The organism is Bacillus sp. UMB0893 (genome assembly GCF_002858905.1).
Lineage (GTDB): Bacteria > Bacillota > Bacilli > Bacillales > Bacillaceae > Bacillus_P.
The window spans coordinates 288,002-302,897 of record NZ_PKLB01000007.1 but is presented as its reverse complement, the minus strand read 5'-3'; the positions used below and the strand labels follow the sequence as shown (position 1 = coordinate 302,897).

17 protein-coding genes and 2 pseudogenes are annotated in these 14,896 nt (G+C 34.3%); 5 read left to right on the top strand and 14 right to left on the bottom strand.

Annotated elements, in window-relative coordinates; translation table 11 throughout:
* Nucleotides 1-15 precede the first annotated feature (15 nt).
* Nucleotides 16-870, top strand: coding sequence for a dimethylarginine dimethylaminohydrolase family protein (locus CYJ36_RS17020; protein ID WP_101568441.1), 855 nt, complete (start codon nt 16-18; stop codon nt 868-870).
* 269 nt (nt 871-1,139) lie between these two features.
* Here the strand turns inward: CYJ36_RS17020 and CYJ36_RS17015 are convergent, their stop codons facing one another.
* From CYJ36_RS17015 to CYJ36_RS16995, 6 genes and pseudogenes are all read right to left on the bottom strand, one after another.
* Nucleotides 1,140-1,934 carry a DUF2935 domain-containing protein gene (locus tag CYJ36_RS17015; RefSeq protein ID WP_101568440.1) on the bottom strand — a complete coding sequence of 265 codons (795 nt, stop codon included), beginning with the start codon at nt 1,932-1,934 and terminating at the stop codon, nt 1,140-1,142.
* Nucleotides 1,935-2,380: 446 nt separating this feature from the next.
* Complete coding sequence (locus CYJ36_RS17010) at nt 2,381-2,743, bottom strand: GIY-YIG nuclease family protein (protein ID WP_101568439.1); 363 nt, start codon at nt 2,741-2,743, stop codon at nt 2,381-2,383.
* 23 nt (nt 2,744-2,766) lie between these two features.
* On the bottom strand, nt 2,767-3,522 hold the full coding sequence (locus tag CYJ36_RS17005; RefSeq protein WP_101568438.1) for a DUF2087 domain-containing protein: 756 nt from the start codon (nt 3,520-3,522) through the stop codon (nt 2,767-2,769).
* A gap of 411 nt (nt 3,523-3,933) precedes the next feature.
* Nucleotides 3,934-4,029: pseudogene (locus tag CYJ36_RS24495) on the bottom strand (DinB family protein); the annotation flags it as partial.
* Nucleotides 4,030-4,093: 64 nt separating this feature from the next.
* Nucleotides 4,094-4,258: a hypothetical protein gene (locus tag CYJ36_RS23775; RefSeq protein ID WP_180850394.1), complete on the bottom strand. Its 165-nt coding sequence runs from the start codon at nt 4,256-4,258 to the stop codon at nt 4,094-4,096.
* Nucleotides 4,259-4,361: 103 nt separating this feature from the next.
* Complete coding sequence (locus CYJ36_RS16995) at nt 4,362-5,051, bottom strand: alpha/beta fold hydrolase (RefSeq protein WP_101568437.1); 690 nt, start codon at nt 5,049-5,051, stop codon at nt 4,362-4,364.
* A gap of 573 nt (nt 5,052-5,624) precedes the next feature.
* Between CYJ36_RS16995 and CYJ36_RS16990 the strand changes: the two genes are divergently transcribed.
* Together CYJ36_RS16990 and CYJ36_RS16985 are read left to right on the top strand one after the other, a co-directional pair.
* On the top strand, nt 5,625-5,903 hold the full coding sequence (locus tag CYJ36_RS16990) for an ArsR/SmtB family transcription factor (RefSeq protein ID WP_101568436.1): 279 nt from the start codon (nt 5,625-5,627) through the stop codon (nt 5,901-5,903).
* Nucleotides 5,904-6,003: 100 nt separating this feature from the next.
* Complete coding sequence (locus CYJ36_RS16985) at nt 6,004-6,390, top strand: VOC family protein (RefSeq protein ID WP_101568435.1); 387 nt, start codon at nt 6,004-6,006, stop codon at nt 6,388-6,390.
* Nucleotides 6,391-7,488: 1,098 nt separating this feature from the next.
* Here CYJ36_RS16985 and CYJ36_RS16975 read toward each other — a convergent pair.
* From CYJ36_RS16975 to CYJ36_RS16955, 5 genes are all read right to left on the bottom strand, one after another.
* Entirely contained in the window at nt 7,489-8,679 is a 1,191-nt protein-coding gene (locus CYJ36_RS16975) for an MFS transporter (protein ID WP_101568434.1), read from the bottom strand.
* Between the two features lie 376 nt (nt 8,680-9,055).
* On the bottom strand, nt 9,056-9,100 hold the full coding sequence (locus CYJ36_RS24885) for an erythromycin resistance leader peptide (RefSeq protein ID WP_105980607.1): 45 nt from the start codon (nt 9,098-9,100) through the stop codon (nt 9,056-9,058).
* Between the two features lie 222 nt (nt 9,101-9,322).
* Entirely contained in the window at nt 9,323-9,928 is a 606-nt protein-coding gene (locus CYJ36_RS16965; RefSeq protein ID WP_101568433.1) for an FMN-binding negative transcriptional regulator, read from the bottom strand.
* 23 nt (nt 9,929-9,951) lie between these two features.
* Nucleotides 9,952-10,470 (bottom strand): GNAT family N-acetyltransferase, encoded by a 519-nt coding sequence (locus CYJ36_RS16960; RefSeq protein WP_101568432.1) that lies wholly within the window; start codon nt 10,468-10,470, stop codon nt 9,952-9,954.
* A 25-nt stretch (nt 10,471-10,495) separates the two neighbouring features.
* Nucleotides 10,496-10,948: a MarR family winged helix-turn-helix transcriptional regulator gene (locus tag CYJ36_RS16955; RefSeq protein ID WP_101568431.1), complete on the bottom strand. Its 453-nt coding sequence runs from the start codon at nt 10,946-10,948 to the stop codon at nt 10,496-10,498.
* A gap of 115 nt (nt 10,949-11,063) precedes the next feature.
* Here CYJ36_RS16955 and CYJ36_RS16950 point away from each other — a divergent pair, with 115 nt between their 5' ends.
* Entirely contained in the window at nt 11,064-11,708 is a 645-nt protein-coding gene (locus CYJ36_RS16950; protein ID WP_101568430.1) for a YczE/YyaS/YitT family protein, read from the top strand.
* A gap of 128 nt (nt 11,709-11,836) precedes the next feature.
* On the opposite strand, the gene CYJ36_RS16945 is transcribed toward CYJ36_RS16950, so the two are convergent.
* From CYJ36_RS16945 to CYJ36_RS24875, 3 genes are all read right to left on the bottom strand, one after another.
* Nucleotides 11,837-13,300 (bottom strand): Msr family ABC-F type ribosomal protection protein, encoded by a 1,464-nt coding sequence (locus CYJ36_RS16945; RefSeq protein WP_101568429.1) that lies wholly within the window; start codon nt 13,298-13,300, stop codon nt 11,837-11,839.
* A gap of 6 nt (nt 13,301-13,306) precedes the next feature.
* Nucleotides 13,307-13,558 carry a putative RNA methyltransferase gene (locus CYJ36_RS24880; RefSeq protein WP_374702821.1) on the bottom strand — a complete coding sequence of 84 codons (252 nt, stop codon included), beginning with the start codon at nt 13,556-13,558 and terminating at the stop codon, nt 13,307-13,309.
* Between the two features lie 292 nt (nt 13,559-13,850).
* On the bottom strand, nt 13,851-13,895 hold the full coding sequence (locus CYJ36_RS24875) for an erythromycin resistance leader peptide (RefSeq protein WP_105980607.1): 45 nt from the start codon (nt 13,893-13,895) through the stop codon (nt 13,851-13,853).
* A 371-nt stretch (nt 13,896-14,266) separates the two neighbouring features.
* On the opposite strand from CYJ36_RS24875, the pseudogene CYJ36_RS16935 reads away from it, so the two are divergent.
* Nucleotides 14,267-14,775 (top strand): annotated as a pseudogene (locus CYJ36_RS16935) (DUF3189 family protein).
* Nucleotides 14,776-14,896 lie beyond the last annotated feature (121 nt).

Sequence of the window (14,896 nt, the reverse complement as noted above, 5' to 3'; positions counted from 1 at the left end):
ATGGAGGTTGAAGAAATGCATAAGAAAAAGAAAAATGAAGTCAGCTGCTTTTCCGAATATGATTCCTTGCAGAATGTCATCTTATGTGAACCTAGATTCATGAGGATAAGCCAGGTGATTAACGAAACACAAAGACGATATCATAAAGAGAATATTCAAGTTGAAGTGGCCATTGCCCAACATAATAAATTTGTAGAAGCCCTTAAACACTATGGAATCGAAACACATATTCTCCCTTCTAAAAAAGAATATCCCGAACAGGTTTTTACAAGAGATATCGGTTTTGCAGTCGGGGAAAATCTTTTTATTTCAGATATGAAAATGCCTATTAGACAAGGTGAAGAAGGAATTTTAAAGGAATGGCTTAATACAATGGGAATTAACTACATAGATCTTGTAGAAGACCAGACTGAAGGCGGAGATGTGATCATTGATAAGAATACTGTCTATATTGGCATAAGCGAACGTACTACTGCCGGGGCTATTGATAAGATTCAATCGCACGTTCCAGACTATATCATTATTCCAATACCTATTAAAAAAGAAATTTTACATTTGGATTGTATCTTTAATATCATATCTCAGTCTGAAGCACTTATATATAAAGATGGACTTGACGAACAACAATACAAATTATTAGCAAGCCGTTTTGATTTAATTCATGTTTCAAAAGAAGAACAATTTTCAATGGGAGTGAATGTTCTTTCATTAGGCAACAAAAAGGTAATCAGTTTACCTCAAAATAAAGAAGTCAATCTGGAGCTTACCAATCGAGGCTACGAAGTCATTGAAATTGATTTCAGTGAAATTATAAAATCAGGTGGATCCTTCAGATGCTGTACCATGCCTATTAAGCGTAAAACTGTTTAAGGTCATGATGTAATAAGTCCAAATTACCTGTTAAAAAATAAAAAAAGCCTAATTTCTCGAAATATCGAGATAGACTTCTGATGGTTAACAATCGTGCCATTTGTTGAAAAACATAATTATTAAATGTTGATAAAAATTTTCCTTTAATCTAACCGTTAAATCCACCCATTTCTTTAAGGTTAATGCTCTCAATTTTTTTATGGCTGAAGTTCACAGCTGTGCTTAAGTGCAACAGTTTGTTCCATAATGCGCTGATGATTCTCTACTACTCAATTATACTTTGAATGGATGGGGCTGCAATTCGGTAATTGGGTATTTGTCGATTCAGCCAACTTAACGAGGTAGTAGCATTCTTCTCTCATCATATGATCTGCCATTAAAGGCGAGAAAACACTTAGCATTTGGTTTGAAATCTCTAATTCTTCAATTTCATTCAGAAACAATTGAAATACTTCAATCTCTAATTTCACTTCTTTATTCATCCGTTTTAATGCAGGGAAAGAATCGAGATTTGTTCTTAAATAGCCTGTTAATTCTACCGCCTTTAAGTAGAATTGTTCAAAGTGTTTCGTAAACTCATCACTCTTATTTTTTAATCTTTTCTCTACAGCATCCAGTGAATCAGAAATAGCCCCTGCATGTCCTGCTGCATCCGATGTCCATAACAAATGATGATGAAGTTCATGAAATACAGGAGGTTTTTCCCCTTTTTTCAAATAACCTATCATCAATAAGTATTCATCTAATTCATTGACCATATGATTTATGAATGTTGGTGATAAGTGAATAACAAACTGACTGGTCAACTGTTTCTTAAGTAATTCAAGCTTAAAAGTTCTTAAGTCCCTTACTGATACCTCAGCCTCCAGAGTTAGTTTTATAAGGTCAGAATTGCTTTTTACTTTTGTTGCTAACTCTTTAAACTGTCTAACAAATTCCTTAGCCGCAGCAATCTCCATCTTCTCCTTCTCTGCTAATGAATCTAAAATAAATGTGGAATGATCAGCCATTATTTTAAGCCAAAACCCATGTTCAAAAGCAGCACTCTCATTAAATGTTGTCATTTGTATCCCCCCATATAAGCATAAACATGTCTTCTTATATATAAATGTCTCTCCTTAAAAATATTACAGTTTATTCAAGCGAAGATTTAGCTATATGAGAATTACGGCAAGAATCCTAACTGATCAAAAAGCAAAGGAAACCTAAAGGGGGAATTTGTCGTTATTGCAATGGGGAGCTAGAGCTAAATTTGCTGTAAATGTTTTTTCCCGTTGTCATATGTTTAGATAAAATGGTATTCAACTCAATGGCTCCTCCCAAATATCCTAAAAAAAGTCTGATGAGTGTTGCTCATCAGACTTATATGACTTTTTGAATCCTTTTAGTGCCGTATATTAACTTCTTTGTTAACTTTCTGAGTTTTATAATAGGGGAGGAATTTAGATTCTGCCCAATAAAGAACAGCACTTTTGGCATTATTTTCATTATTAGGTTTATTCATTGAAAATTAACTCCTATAAGATTTTTTTGGGTTATATCCTCGTTCTTCATAAGGCTGAAAGTGTTCTAACCACTTATTCTCTAGTTCTAACAACGCTTCTTTTTCGTTAAAATAGGGGTCATCTTTCTTTTTGAGAGTTTCAAGTACGTCAATACAAAACGCGTCTTTTCCAAAATGGCTCCATTCTTTCTGAAGCCCTTTATTGCTATGTGTACCTGTTTCCAGAGTGAATTTCACCCCGTTTAACGTTTTAAAATTTCTAGTACTTCCTATAAAAATCTTTTCATTTTTAATATTTTTAATTTGATAAATGCCAGCTTCGGTTGGCGTTTCTTTATATAGCTGCTTTAGTTCCTTTTTACGATCCATTTGTATTCATTCCCTTGCTTTCATTATTTCTTCAGCCAATATTGACTTCCATCCAGCCTCCGATCTAAAAAGCCGTATTCGATTAAATATCTTCTGATCATGACATAATCATCATAAATTTCATTTAAAAGCTGATTTATTTCTTTTTCTGTATAGATGGCGTCACTTGTGAATAGTTTTGTGATTTCCCGAAGGACAATCAGGCGTTGTTTTTCTTTCGGAGGAAACTTCTTTAATTGTCCCATTACCCCTTCAGGTAAAAATCTCCTAATGATTTCTTGTTGTTCCTCTTCCGTCACTGCGTATCGATCATCGACCATTTTGGCTGTCTTATGAGGAGGTATAAAGGCTGGCGCATACTCGTCTTTTTCTTTTAATAGTTCCATAATTGCCATAAAGGTCTTTGCTTGACGTTCCTTTTCTTTTAACGCAAAACGGTGATGCCGAATCGTAGAGATACTTCCAATGTTCATTTCTTTCTGAACATCTTTATCGCTTTTTCCTTGATAAAAGAGGCGAAGGAGATGATTCTGATGGTCGGTAAGTCCTGTCAGTTTCTTATCAAGTCCCATTAAGTACTCAAAAACAGATTGATGGGTGCTTTCGATATGAATACGCATGTACCTTTCAGCTTCGTAAAGCATATTTTCGTATGGATAAATAATCCCCTTTTCTATTTTCTTGCCGCATAGCAGGCAAATATAAGAATCTTTTTCCTGAATATATCCTTGTTTCAGTTCTGCTAACGAGGCATTCCAGAAAGAATCCGATAACTCCATTATATAAACACTTCCAATCGAAGGTTTTAAAAACAAACAAACAATAAAAATGTTTGGTTAATAACAAACATTTTATTATATAATTTGTAAATCGTCAATAACAAAACAAATAAAATATGTTTATGTTTACTTATATACAAACATAAATAAATAAAGTTTGTCTTCAATGAACAAAATTGAACTCTTTATGAACAAAAACATCCTTTCTCGAGAAAAAATCAGAAGAAAGATTATTAACAAGTATTAAAATAGCGTTCCTTCTAATTGAAGAAACGCCACCCCCGATTGCCTAAACCATAAGGCGCTATCCTTGTACTGGATAAGCGCCCTGACTAATATGGAAATTACTATTTTAAAGAAACAACGTCAAGAAAAATAAGACAAATATGCGAAGACTTCAATCTGTCATTTTTAATCCCAAATTCGAACTCTGGGTATGTCTGCAGTTCTTAAATATTCCAATACCTGACCAGTGTGGACAGATTCATGATAGGCCACACGCAGCAGCCTTTTGTATAATATAACTTTCAATTACAATTCTGTTTCCTATATTTCATATATACAAGGTAATTTATACCGCATCATCAACAAACATATGTTCTAGAGCTTTAACTAATTTTTCTTTATCTTTTGAGAAAATAGTCAGATCTTTACCAAAACCATCAACAAAAATTTCACTCATTTTCTTTTTTGTGTTTTCTTCCAATTCACTCGCACGTTTAATTTCAATCCTCATTACCTTTCAATCCTTTCTATAAAATTTTCAGAAAAGAAGCGACCCTTATTTTGAATACACACCCGTTTGGTTAATAAAAAAAGGGATGAAAGCGTTCGGAAACTCATGAATGGAGAAAACGTTTAACGGCAGTTAAAAAGGCTGGCAAACTATCATCATGCACAAAGTGACCAGCATCTTTGATTGTCACCAATTCGCAATTTGGGATAAGCTCAGAAACTTCCTGCAATTTGTTTTTAGGAATATGACTAGATCCGCCGCCTATTACAAGAGTAGGCGTGGAAATATCGGTAAGACGCGCCCACCATTCAGGATTGGGTTCATTAAGCTGCCTTAGAATCGAAGGAACAACCAGCCAATCAAACGGAAGGGGATCAGAAGGCTTGGAAGGAATTTCGAATGGCTTATCCTGAAAAGGAGGAGGAGTGTCCTCAACTATCAGCCGTTCTACCCTAGACGGATATGTTTCAGAGAAAAGATAGGCTACGGTCCCCCCCATGGAATGTCCAATGAGCGTAAACCTTTCCAAATCCATAGCATCCGCAAAATGAAGCAAGTCCTCGCACATCAGTTCAAAAGTGTATGTGCTCGTTGCCGCACTCCCGCCGTGACCCCGTTGATCTAATGCTATAAAGCGGTATTCTTCACCTAATACAGCAGCCACTTGATCCCATGATTCCGCACTTTTTCCCAGCGCGTGAAGTGCGACAATCGGTGGGGCAGAGGGTTCACCACTCTCGCGATATTGAAAAGTAAGTCTATTCAATTCAATTTGATTCACTCGTATTTTCATCACCGGTCATCTCCCATGGCGGGCTCCGTCATTTGAAACCCGATTTTTTTATGTCCATACCTATATATTTCAGTGAATAGGTGAATATGTCCTTCTTACACTTTTCTGCCAATACCTTAATAACAATTACTTCAAAATTCGATTTTTTGCACAATCAGTAACTTCAGAATCTGGCCTGATTGCTGAACTAGAAGAAATATTGCCCACCAACACAGGAATTTTTAACTTTTTACAAATCATCAAACTTTATTACTTTTATAAATTATCGAACATTATTTTATTAACTGTACTATGATTAATAGAGGATAATTAGTTCATTATATGAGCTAATATCCTCTTTTTTAATACATAGTAGAATTATAAACTACACTTAAAAAGTATAGTTTAATTTAACTAGTGTGTTGATCCAATGAGGATTAATTCACTTTTTTATTGAATTATATTCCTATAATGGTTCAAACTACAATTATGTGAATTTAACTTGTTAAGATTGCATGATACGGTTCTTTCATCACGCAACTCTACGGTTGCTTGCTCTTGACAAGCAACCGTAGAGTTGCTTATAATCGATCTATGAATTGGGACAAAGACGCTATATTCAAAGCACTTGGCGATTCGACTCGGCGGCTTATATTAGACGAACTATCTGAACGCAACGAGATGACGTTGTATGAACTTACGGCCCGTCTCATTATGAAACACGATCTTACCATTTCGCGACAGGCGATAGCTAAACATCTTTCTGCATTGGAAGATGCAGGGCTCGTAAAATCAAAACGAAAGGGGAAATATCGAGTACTAATGTTCAATAACGAGCCACTTAAAAACTTGCTTAAAGGATGGATAGAGTAATTTTTTAAAAAACTTATGACGAATATATGGTTTTTCTGCTTAAAGTCAGAATGATAGCAGAACACCATAAATCGAAAATATCAAAGGAGGCAAAAACATTATGAAAATCATTGTTACCAGTATATTCGTTCAAGATCAAGACAAGGCATTGGAATTTTATACAGAAACTCTGGGATTTGTAAAAAAGCATGACGTTCCCTCAGGGGAATATAGGTGGATAACGCTTGTTTCTCCCGATGATCAAGACGGTACTGAGCTTTTGCTCGAACCGAATGCCCATCCAGCCGCCAAAGAGTATCAAAAGAAGTTATTTGCCGAGGGCATCCCTGTAACAATGTTTGGCGTTGAAGATATTCGAAAAGAGTACACGCGATTAATGGAAAAAGGCGTGAAGTTTACTATGGAACCGACAGAAATGGGCCAAGTCACAATAGCTGTCTTCGACGATACATGCGGCAACCTTATTCAGATGATAGCACAGAAGTAACTTCATGACGAAGTAACGTAGTTCTTAACGACTTATTGGTATGTTTTAAGTTCGGTGAAGTATTTTTTATCAAAAATAAACAACTTTATGTTAATCCTGTCCTATTTTTAGGACGGGGTTATTCCTTTTTAAGGTATAAAAATAAATGACATTGTTGTCATTCTAAAATAGAAATGTAACATTGTGAATAAATTAAAAAGAACTTAATAATTTACTTGCTGATAATTTTTTTGAAATTGGAAGTTCTTTGTAAAGTCTTTTACAAAGGCGAAGGCATTAGTGATGTAGGAATTGGAATCGTAAAGATGACATTATGTGATTTTGAAATACATCCATTGTCTGATGAAATAGTGTTAACTACTATCAAATATTTGACGAGGTATAAAAACAATATTCTTTGCGTAGTTCAATAAGGAAATTTAAGAATGGAAGATGGCAAATGGTGTTTCATCAAGGTACAAAAACTATTCCTTTACCTTAGCCTCATATTGAACTAAAGGGTGCTTTTCTTTAATAAGACTTTACAATGATCTTCAACAATCGAGCGCGATTGTTGAGCAAGAAGAAAAAGGGCGATACATATTATACATGACTAAAATGTATCGCCCTTTATTTTTTATTACTTTTTACAATTTAGGTCTTGATAAGTTTCAAAGCTACAATTATAAAGAATTGCGAGTTAATATAATCTGTAAAATTCTTAATAATTTCTATATAAAAAAAAGAGGCCATAAACGACCTCAATCTGACAATCAATTTATCATGTCCGTGCTAAATTCCTCGTATCTTTGGTACTGCTAATATACTTATCGATTTAATTAGTAGAATTTTACCAGCAAGCAACTTTAATAAAGTACTTATCCCTGCACCATTTTTTCCCACGATCCGAGCGATTATATTGTTGTACCGCTAATCGTTCATCTCTAACACTTCTTTATCTAAAAAGGTCACCTCAATATTTTCTAATTCATAACATACTTGTTCCATATTCGCTGCCTCCCGAAATTTTGTAATTTCGTATCGATAGCTAAGTTTGATACGAGCATCTATTTCATGCTCTTAATCAATAAAATAATAAAAATTGCATGCTCCCCCCTCCTACCTTACCTTGATTGTTACCACTGCATTAAGAATAATTAAGGCACCCATTATAATGAATAGTGTGGCTACACTTGTTAATTCAATAAATACTCCAGCTAGCGCGTACCCGATTGGTGTCGCTAGTAACGATAGACTTGTAACAAAACTGAATACTCTCCCAAGTAAATGAGGCTCAATTTCCGTTTGGATATAGGCATAGAATGGAGCCGAGAATAATGGACCAGATAAACCAACTAAACCACTTAGTACAATAAATACAATAAAAAGCGACGGTGAAAGCAAACCAGAAATGAATAATGCTGCGCCCATCACCATCATACCTACTGCCATTGTTTTAATCTTATCAAAACTGTCTCCTAGTACACCTAGTATCGAACCCCCTGCAATTAATCCAACCGCAAATACGATCTCAACTATTCCTGCTTCTACCACATCTTTTTCAAAATGATTACGTGCCATAAGCGGGAAGTAGGTACCAAGCGGAATATATAAAATAGCTACCGCTGTCATTAAGATTGTTAATTTAAATAAACGGCGATGTTTTACAATCGCTTGATACCCTTCTTTCATTTCTGCAATAAAGCTAGTAGATACTTTTTCTTCTGTTCTTGGTACTCTTGGAATTCGAATAAATAGTAAAACGCTACAAGCAATAACAGCACCTAAAACATCTAACAATAACACCCATTCGATCGAGCTAACTGCAAGTAATGACATACCTGCTGCTGGTCCTGCAATATTTGACACTGAGCTCACCGTCTGTCCCCAACCCGCAACCTTTGTAAGATGCTCTTCAGGTGCAAGCAGTGGTACGGAAGCTTGCATTGCCGGCATATGAAAGGCCGTTGCCAGTGAACGAACAACTAAAACGAGTATAACTAATGCGATACTTGGCTCACTAAAATACATCGATGCAAATAAGATTAAACTCCCTAGAGCAACTGTCATATCTGCAAGTATCATCATCATTTTACGAGAGTAGCGATCCGTCAATGTTCCCGCAAATGGTCCAACCAATGCTTGCGGCAAAAATCCTGCCAGCCCTGCCAGTGTCAAAACAAGTGGTGAACCTGTTGTATCGGTTAACCACCAAATAATACTAAATTGAACGGCAGCACTGCTCAGTAATGAAAAGAACTGCCCTGTATATAATGCAAAAAATTTCTTTTTCCAATTTTTATTTTCCATAAATGCCTCCTGAAATTTACCTATAGGTTCTTTACCGGTACGAGCTGAAAACTAAAGCTCGTATTAATAAAAAGTAATATCATCATGAAAAAATCACCAATCATTTAAAAAATAAAAAATCACAGACGATCTGCCTGTGATTTAGAGTAAAGGGAAGAAGACCCATCCTTATTTGATTAGGAGGTAAGCTAAGGTAGCCGTCACCAAATAAACCTTCCTTTTGTTAGAAGGAAAATTTACACAATAATAAAGAAAGGCAGAATGATCCGCCTTTCTACATTTTACATATTTACTATGCGAAATGAAGATTATTAAAAAAGGACAGACTAATCCCGTTTACTCTGCAAACACAAACAGAGCCTTTGAACATATTTAATTACTGGTTCAAAGTTGGGAAACGAAGTCTCATAGAGTGTGTCATTTTTTAATAGTCCTCCTTATTATTTGAAAGTACAGTAATTATTATAGAGCACCATTTAGAAAAAGTAAATATAACTAACAATTAAGAAGATTGATCAAAACCCTCTTTAAATATATTCAATAGAATCATTCCTCCTTATTCCATTAAAACGCCCGATTGTGAAAGATCGTTATTAAAGTAAAGCCCCTTTAGTTCAATAAGGAATGACTTTTAATTGCATTTTTATAGATTTTTCTTCATAAGAGATGATACTTGTATATTATCTTGTTGAGAAGTGTTTTCTAGATGCTTAATAATTAATTCTTGTCGTTCCACAGGATGATTTTGACTTAATTTAGCTTTTGCTTCAATTTTTGTGATTTTTATTCTGAACGCTACAATTCCTTTACTCATTCCTTCGATAAAACTAGGTTCAACATCATTTAAATTATATGGACTATCAGGGTTTTCATATTTATTTACCAAGTCATTTAATGAATCGAATATTACTTTTCTATCTTCGACAATCTCCAGCTTTCCATATAAATGGATAGACACATAATTCCAAGTAGGTACTGCTTTAGTTGTTTCGTACCAAGTAGTTGAAATATAACAGTGGGGACCTTGGAAAACTGCAAGGACTTGTTGGTTTTCAGCATCCTTCCATTGTTCGTTCGGACGTGCAAAATGACCATATAAAGCATTTTCAGATTTATTTAACATCAGTGGAAGATGAGTAGCGTAGGGTTCTTCTTTATGCTGAGAAAATAAGGTTGCAAATCCATATTTTTCAATAAAATTATAAATTACTTCTTCATCATCAATTTTAAAATGTTTAGGTATATACATAATAATCCACCTTTCAAAAAAAGTTATATGAGTGTTTTGGTCATTATAAAGTCCATTTGTTCTTCATCACCCATATAAAAAGAGTGAACTCCAGTTTGAACAAACCCCATTTTTTTATAAAAAGCAATAGCATTTTCATTTTTTTCCCATACGCCTAGCCAGATTTTCTTTTTATTACGTTCCATCGCAATTTCCATAGCTTTATTTAGCAGATATTTACCAAGCCCATGTTTTTGAAAATTGTTCTTTATATAAATCCTCTCGATTTCAAGTGATTCATCACCCATTTCTTCAGACTGAGAATCATTGGTATTGAACTTTAAATATCCAGCGACTTCATTATTAAAATAAACAAAAAAGAATTGCGAAGAAATATTGGATAATTCTTTTTCTAATTGTTTTAAGTTAAATGCCCTTTCCAAATAGGCATTCATATTTTCGGGTAAATTCTGATGCTTAAATGTCTCATTAAATGTTTCATAACTAATTTCTTGAAGTTTGCGTGAATCTTCAAGGGTACACTTTTTTATATTTATAGTCATTTAAATATGTCGCTCCTTTATATAATCAATAATTTCTCTTGTTTCCCTTTTTTACAAATTCCCAGTCTTTTTCTATATTTTTTCTTACTCTTTGAAGAAGATTGAAAATGGTTTCTACTTCTCTTTCGGAAAATCCCTCTAATGCAACGAGATTGGAATAATCATTTTCTCTTTTTATAAAAGGAAAAACATTTTTCCCTTTCTCTGTTGGAAAGAGTTTTTTAATTTTTTTGTTATGTTTATCTTCTTTCTTTTCAATAAAGCCATTAATTTCAAGTTTTTTTATAGCACGAGCTGCTGTTGTTCGATCTACTTTTATCATCTCAGCTAACTTTTCTTGAATGATTCCTGGGTTTTCACATATTCGCACCAGGTACAAATACTGCCCTTTTGTAAGGTCATATTCTTTAAATTCTATATTACTTATAGAATCTAATGCCCTTGCTATCATTCCAATTTCACGAAGAATTTCCTTCATAAATAACTCCTTAGTACATATTTTTGTTGTAAATGCAATAAAAATGGTATATATTAAATTTAACCTAACTTTGTTGCATTTGCAACAAAAAATAATGATAAAGAGGTCGAGTAAAGTGAAATATGTTTTTTATGTATTAGGAATTTTAATATTAACCCTTGGTATTTCTTTCACTATACAATCAGACCTTGGAACTTCACCTTTTGATGCACTTTTGGTAGGACTGTCCATAAATGTGGGGCTTACTGTGGGAAGTTGGGAAATAATAATAGCTTTAATATTGATATGTTGTAATTCATTTTTAATAAGACAAAGACCAGAAGTTTTGGGGTTGTTAACAGCATTTATAACGGGTATTGGTATTGATATGTGGCTTTTTTTATTGCACAATTTGATAACACCTGAACTATGGTACAGCAAAGTTGTTTGTTTTGGAATCGGCTTAGTTGTTATAGGATTAGGAACTGCAACATATTTACACACAAATTTTGCACCGATTCCAGTTGACCGATTAACATTAATCATACAAGAATTAACTAGAACAAATATACTGTTATCGAGAACATTCATTTACCTCGTATTCTTAATAATGGCAATGATTTTAAATGGACCAATTGGCGTTGGAACTTTATTAACCGTTTGTTTAGGGGGGCTAATACTTAATTACTTTATGCCATTTACTGAAAAAGTATTAGACCGCCTATTAACACACTCTAGTACATCACTAAATTATGATAAAGATAAAAACCATTCAATATAGAATGCTTTATATTTTTCTTGTTCAACTGCCACGATAGTTTAAGTACATTTATTCACAATAGCTCCTGCCCATCTAAGGTAGATTCTTATTAAAAGAAGCAGAGATACCTTCTCTGCTTCTTTATCAGATTAATTTTTTATTTTTAGTTGGTGGTTTTCCATAACATATATACGATCTGCTACACGACTAATAAAAGTTTGATCATGTGTTACAAGAAGCACGGTACCTTCATATCCTTTTAAAAAGCGTTCTAACGCTTCAATACAATAAACATCCAAAAAATTGGTCGGCTCATCTAAAACCAGTACATTGTATCTTCCCAAAAACAGTTGACACAATAGTAGACGAATTGCTTCTCCACCGCTTAAATTGCACACATTCTTTCTCAAATCATTTCCTGCAAAGTTCATTGCATGAAGGACTGCACGGATCTTGCTTTCGTCGTAATCGCTTCTTTCTTTCATAAATGCAATGACAGATTCATTTTTTTCAAATTGATAGCCCATTTGTTCATAAGCCCCAATGACAGCTTTAGGAGATATGATAATCCCTTGTCCATGCTGCAAAATGTGGCGCAGGAGGGTTGATTTCCCTGATCCATTATTTCCTGTAATTGCGATAGTGCTGCCTAATGGGAATTGGAAACTTGCTTCGTTGAGCAGAGTTTTGTTCCCTGCCTTTAGTGTTAATCGATCAGCCATTATTGGAAACTTATTGTTCAGCTTGAGAGCATTTGATTGAAGAAAACGCAGCATTTGTTCTTTTTCAGGAGCCTCCACTGCATCGAGTTGTTCCACACGCTGTTCAATCGCTTTTGCTGCGCGTTGAACCGCTTTTTGGCTTGTATCTTTTGATTTCGTCATAAACATTTTATTTGCCTTTGCTTTCGTTTCTTTTTTCGATATATGTCCATTTGCCTGAGTAATTTTATCAGCCTTTTTCATCTTCTCTTCTGCAGCTTTTATCAGTCGATTTTTTTCTTTTACATACTTTTCATGCTGTTCTAGCTGCTGCTTTCGCAGGAGTTGTTTTTGCTCTGCATAATCTGTGTAGTTTCCTGTATATTCCGTAACGCGTCCATCTTCTACTTCCCAAATTTTCGTCACGAGCGTATCTAATACATAACGGTCATGACTTACAAGGACAATTGCACCATAATAGTAAGTCAATTCCTCAATGAAAAACTGTGTGCCAGCTGCATCTAAGTGAGTAGTCGGTTCGTCAATTAATAAACCTTCATGATAGGTGGAGAAAATTCCCGCTAACTTCATCCGTGTCTGTTCACCCCCACTTAAATTTTCAGTTTCAGTTTGAGGAATGGATAGCTTTCCTAACAGCTCATAATCTACTTCTCTATCATCTGGTGCAGCCAATTGATCAAAATAGGAAAAATCTGCAAATTTATTCACTTGGCCTTTATCTGGCGTAATTTGACCGTTCATAAGTTTCAACAACGTACTTTTACCAGCCCCGTTTTTCCCGACAATTCCAATACGATCAAAATGATGTACGGCTAAACGAGGAATTTCGAATACTAATTTATCTAAAAATGAGAGTTTAATATTTTCTAATTCAATACAAACTTTTTCCATTATTCACTACCTCCAATTTTTGCTTCTTTGTTTATTCCAATTAAAATATCTAAATCTACTGAATTCCTTTCCGTAATGACTGTTAGAAGGATGAGGAATCAGGTGTAGATATCCTTGTTTTGTGAAATCAAATGTGTGGTTTCTAGAGCATATTAGAGTTTTAAAATCGACAACTCTCACACGACTTTCACAAAGCGGACATATCAATGCTCGCTCAATCGCACTCACACTTTTTGCCCTATTTATTATTTTGGGCATGTTAACTCTCCCTTTCAACATAAAAAAAATCACAGGCTGTCTGCCTGTGATTTAGAGTAAAGGGAAGAAGACCCATCCTTATTTGATTAGGAGGGAAGCTTAGGTAGCCGTCACCAAATAAACCTTCCTTTTGTTAAAGATCTAGAAGGAAAATTTACACAAAAATAAAGAAAGGCAGAATGATCCGCCTTTCTACACTACACATATTTACTATGCGAAATGAAGATTATTAAAAAAGGACAGACTTATCCCGTTTACTCTGCAAACAAACAGAGCCTTTGAACGTATTTAATTACTGGTTCAAAGTTGGGAATCGAAGTCTCATAGAGTGTGTCATTTTTTAATAATCCTCCTTTAAATTTAAAAATACAGTATTAATTATAGAGTTGCTATTAGAAAAAGTCAAAGAAAACAACACTTATTCCACTGTTATACATCATTACTTGAAGAGTATACCTGAGCTGACTGCGCACCTCTTTCTTAGATATATGCAGATCTATCACAATTTGAACCTAACTTTGGATAATCAATCGAAGACTACGAACAAAAAGGAAGCAAATGAGTGTGCATGGTGCAGCTCATTTGCTTCCTTTTTTGTTTACCTCTATTTCCACTGCCTTTGTAAGTTTAACCATAATATGATTTTTTACATATTTTTCAACAGGTTTGCAAAAATTAAAAGGAATAAAGATGGAAGGTGTGAGGTGGTTGATTTATATTTATAACTGTTATGGGGGAACACATTCTTCTACTCTTGCTGCTGCATATCATTTAAAAAAATTCGCTTATGACACGCTCCCTCTAAAGAAGAAATACTTAGTTTAGAGCTGTTTAATAAATTAACACCTAAAGATATGGGGAAATTATTTTTTCATGGTATTGATGAAGATAGAAATAAAGTATTTACCTTGGGCAGAGGTTCTTCAAAAGTGGTTGTTCCAGCTATGCAAAGTATATTGGAATTAATGAATGAAAACGGGAAACTAGAAGAAAAAATAATATTCTCAAATACCTCACCCACAGTTCCATTAGCAATGACCCTTGGAGGCTTATTTTCAAGAAGATTAAAAATAGACTTTATCGGTGTTCCTCTTCTAATCATTGGCTCTAAGAAAGCTCATCACAACCTGATAATAAAATAAGTGCAAAACACAAAAGATATCGGGAAAAGTTCTATTAGCAAAATAGAGATACTTGATAATTCTTTTGGAAATTAGGAAAATCAATCTAATAGAGTATTTATTTTGAATCACTTAAAGCACTTCCATTTTTCACCATCTCTTTAATAGCAACCTCAAAAGTTTTTATGTATTGCCTTAAAATAGAAGGAAAAACAAT

Coding starts and splice junctions, on each gene's coding strand:
- CYJ36_RS17020 (WP_101568441.1), top strand. CDS start 16: ATGCATAAGAAAAAGAAAAATGAAGTCAGCTGCTTTTCCGAATATGAT.
- CYJ36_RS17015 (WP_101568440.1), bottom strand. CDS start 1,934: ATGACAACATTTAATGAGAGTGCTGCTTTTGAACATGGGTTTTGGCTT.
- CYJ36_RS17010 (WP_101568439.1), bottom strand. CDS start 2,743: ATGGATCGTAAAAAGGAACTAAAGCAGCTATATAAAGAAACGCCAACC.
- CYJ36_RS17005 (WP_101568438.1), bottom strand. CDS start 3,522: ATGGAGTTATCGGATTCTTTCTGGAATGCCTCGTTAGCAGAACTGAAA.
- CYJ36_RS23775 (WP_180850394.1), bottom strand. CDS start 4,258: ATGAGGATTGAAATTAAACGTGCGAGTGAATTGGAAGAAAACACAAAA.
- CYJ36_RS16995 (WP_101568437.1), bottom strand. CDS start 5,051: ATGAAAATACGAGTGAATCAAATTGAATTGAATAGACTTACTTTTCAA.
- CYJ36_RS16990 (WP_101568436.1), top strand. CDS start 5,625: ATGAATTGGGACAAAGACGCTATATTCAAAGCACTTGGCGATTCGACT.
- CYJ36_RS16985 (WP_101568435.1), top strand. CDS start 6,004: ATGAAAATCATTGTTACCAGTATATTCGTTCAAGATCAAGACAAGGCA.
- CYJ36_RS16975 (WP_101568434.1), bottom strand. CDS start 8,679: ATGGAAAATAAAAATTGGAAAAAGAAATTTTTTGCATTATATACAGGG.
- CYJ36_RS16965 (WP_101568433.1), bottom strand. CDS start 9,928: ATGTATATACCTAAACATTTTAAAATTGATGATGAAGAAGTAATTTAT.
- CYJ36_RS16960 (WP_101568432.1), bottom strand. CDS start 10,470: ATGACTATAAATATAAAAAAGTGTACCCTTGAAGATTCACGCAAACTT.
- CYJ36_RS16955 (WP_101568431.1), bottom strand. CDS start 10,948: ATGAAGGAAATTCTTCGTGAAATTGGAATGATAGCAAGGGCATTAGAT.
- CYJ36_RS16945 (WP_101568429.1), bottom strand. CDS start 13,300: ATGGAAAAAGTTTGTATTGAATTAGAAAATATTAAACTCTCATTTTTA.
- CYJ36_RS24880 (WP_374702821.1), bottom strand. CDS start 13,558: ATGCCCAAAATAATAAATAGGGCAAAAAGTGTGAGTGCGATTGAGCGA.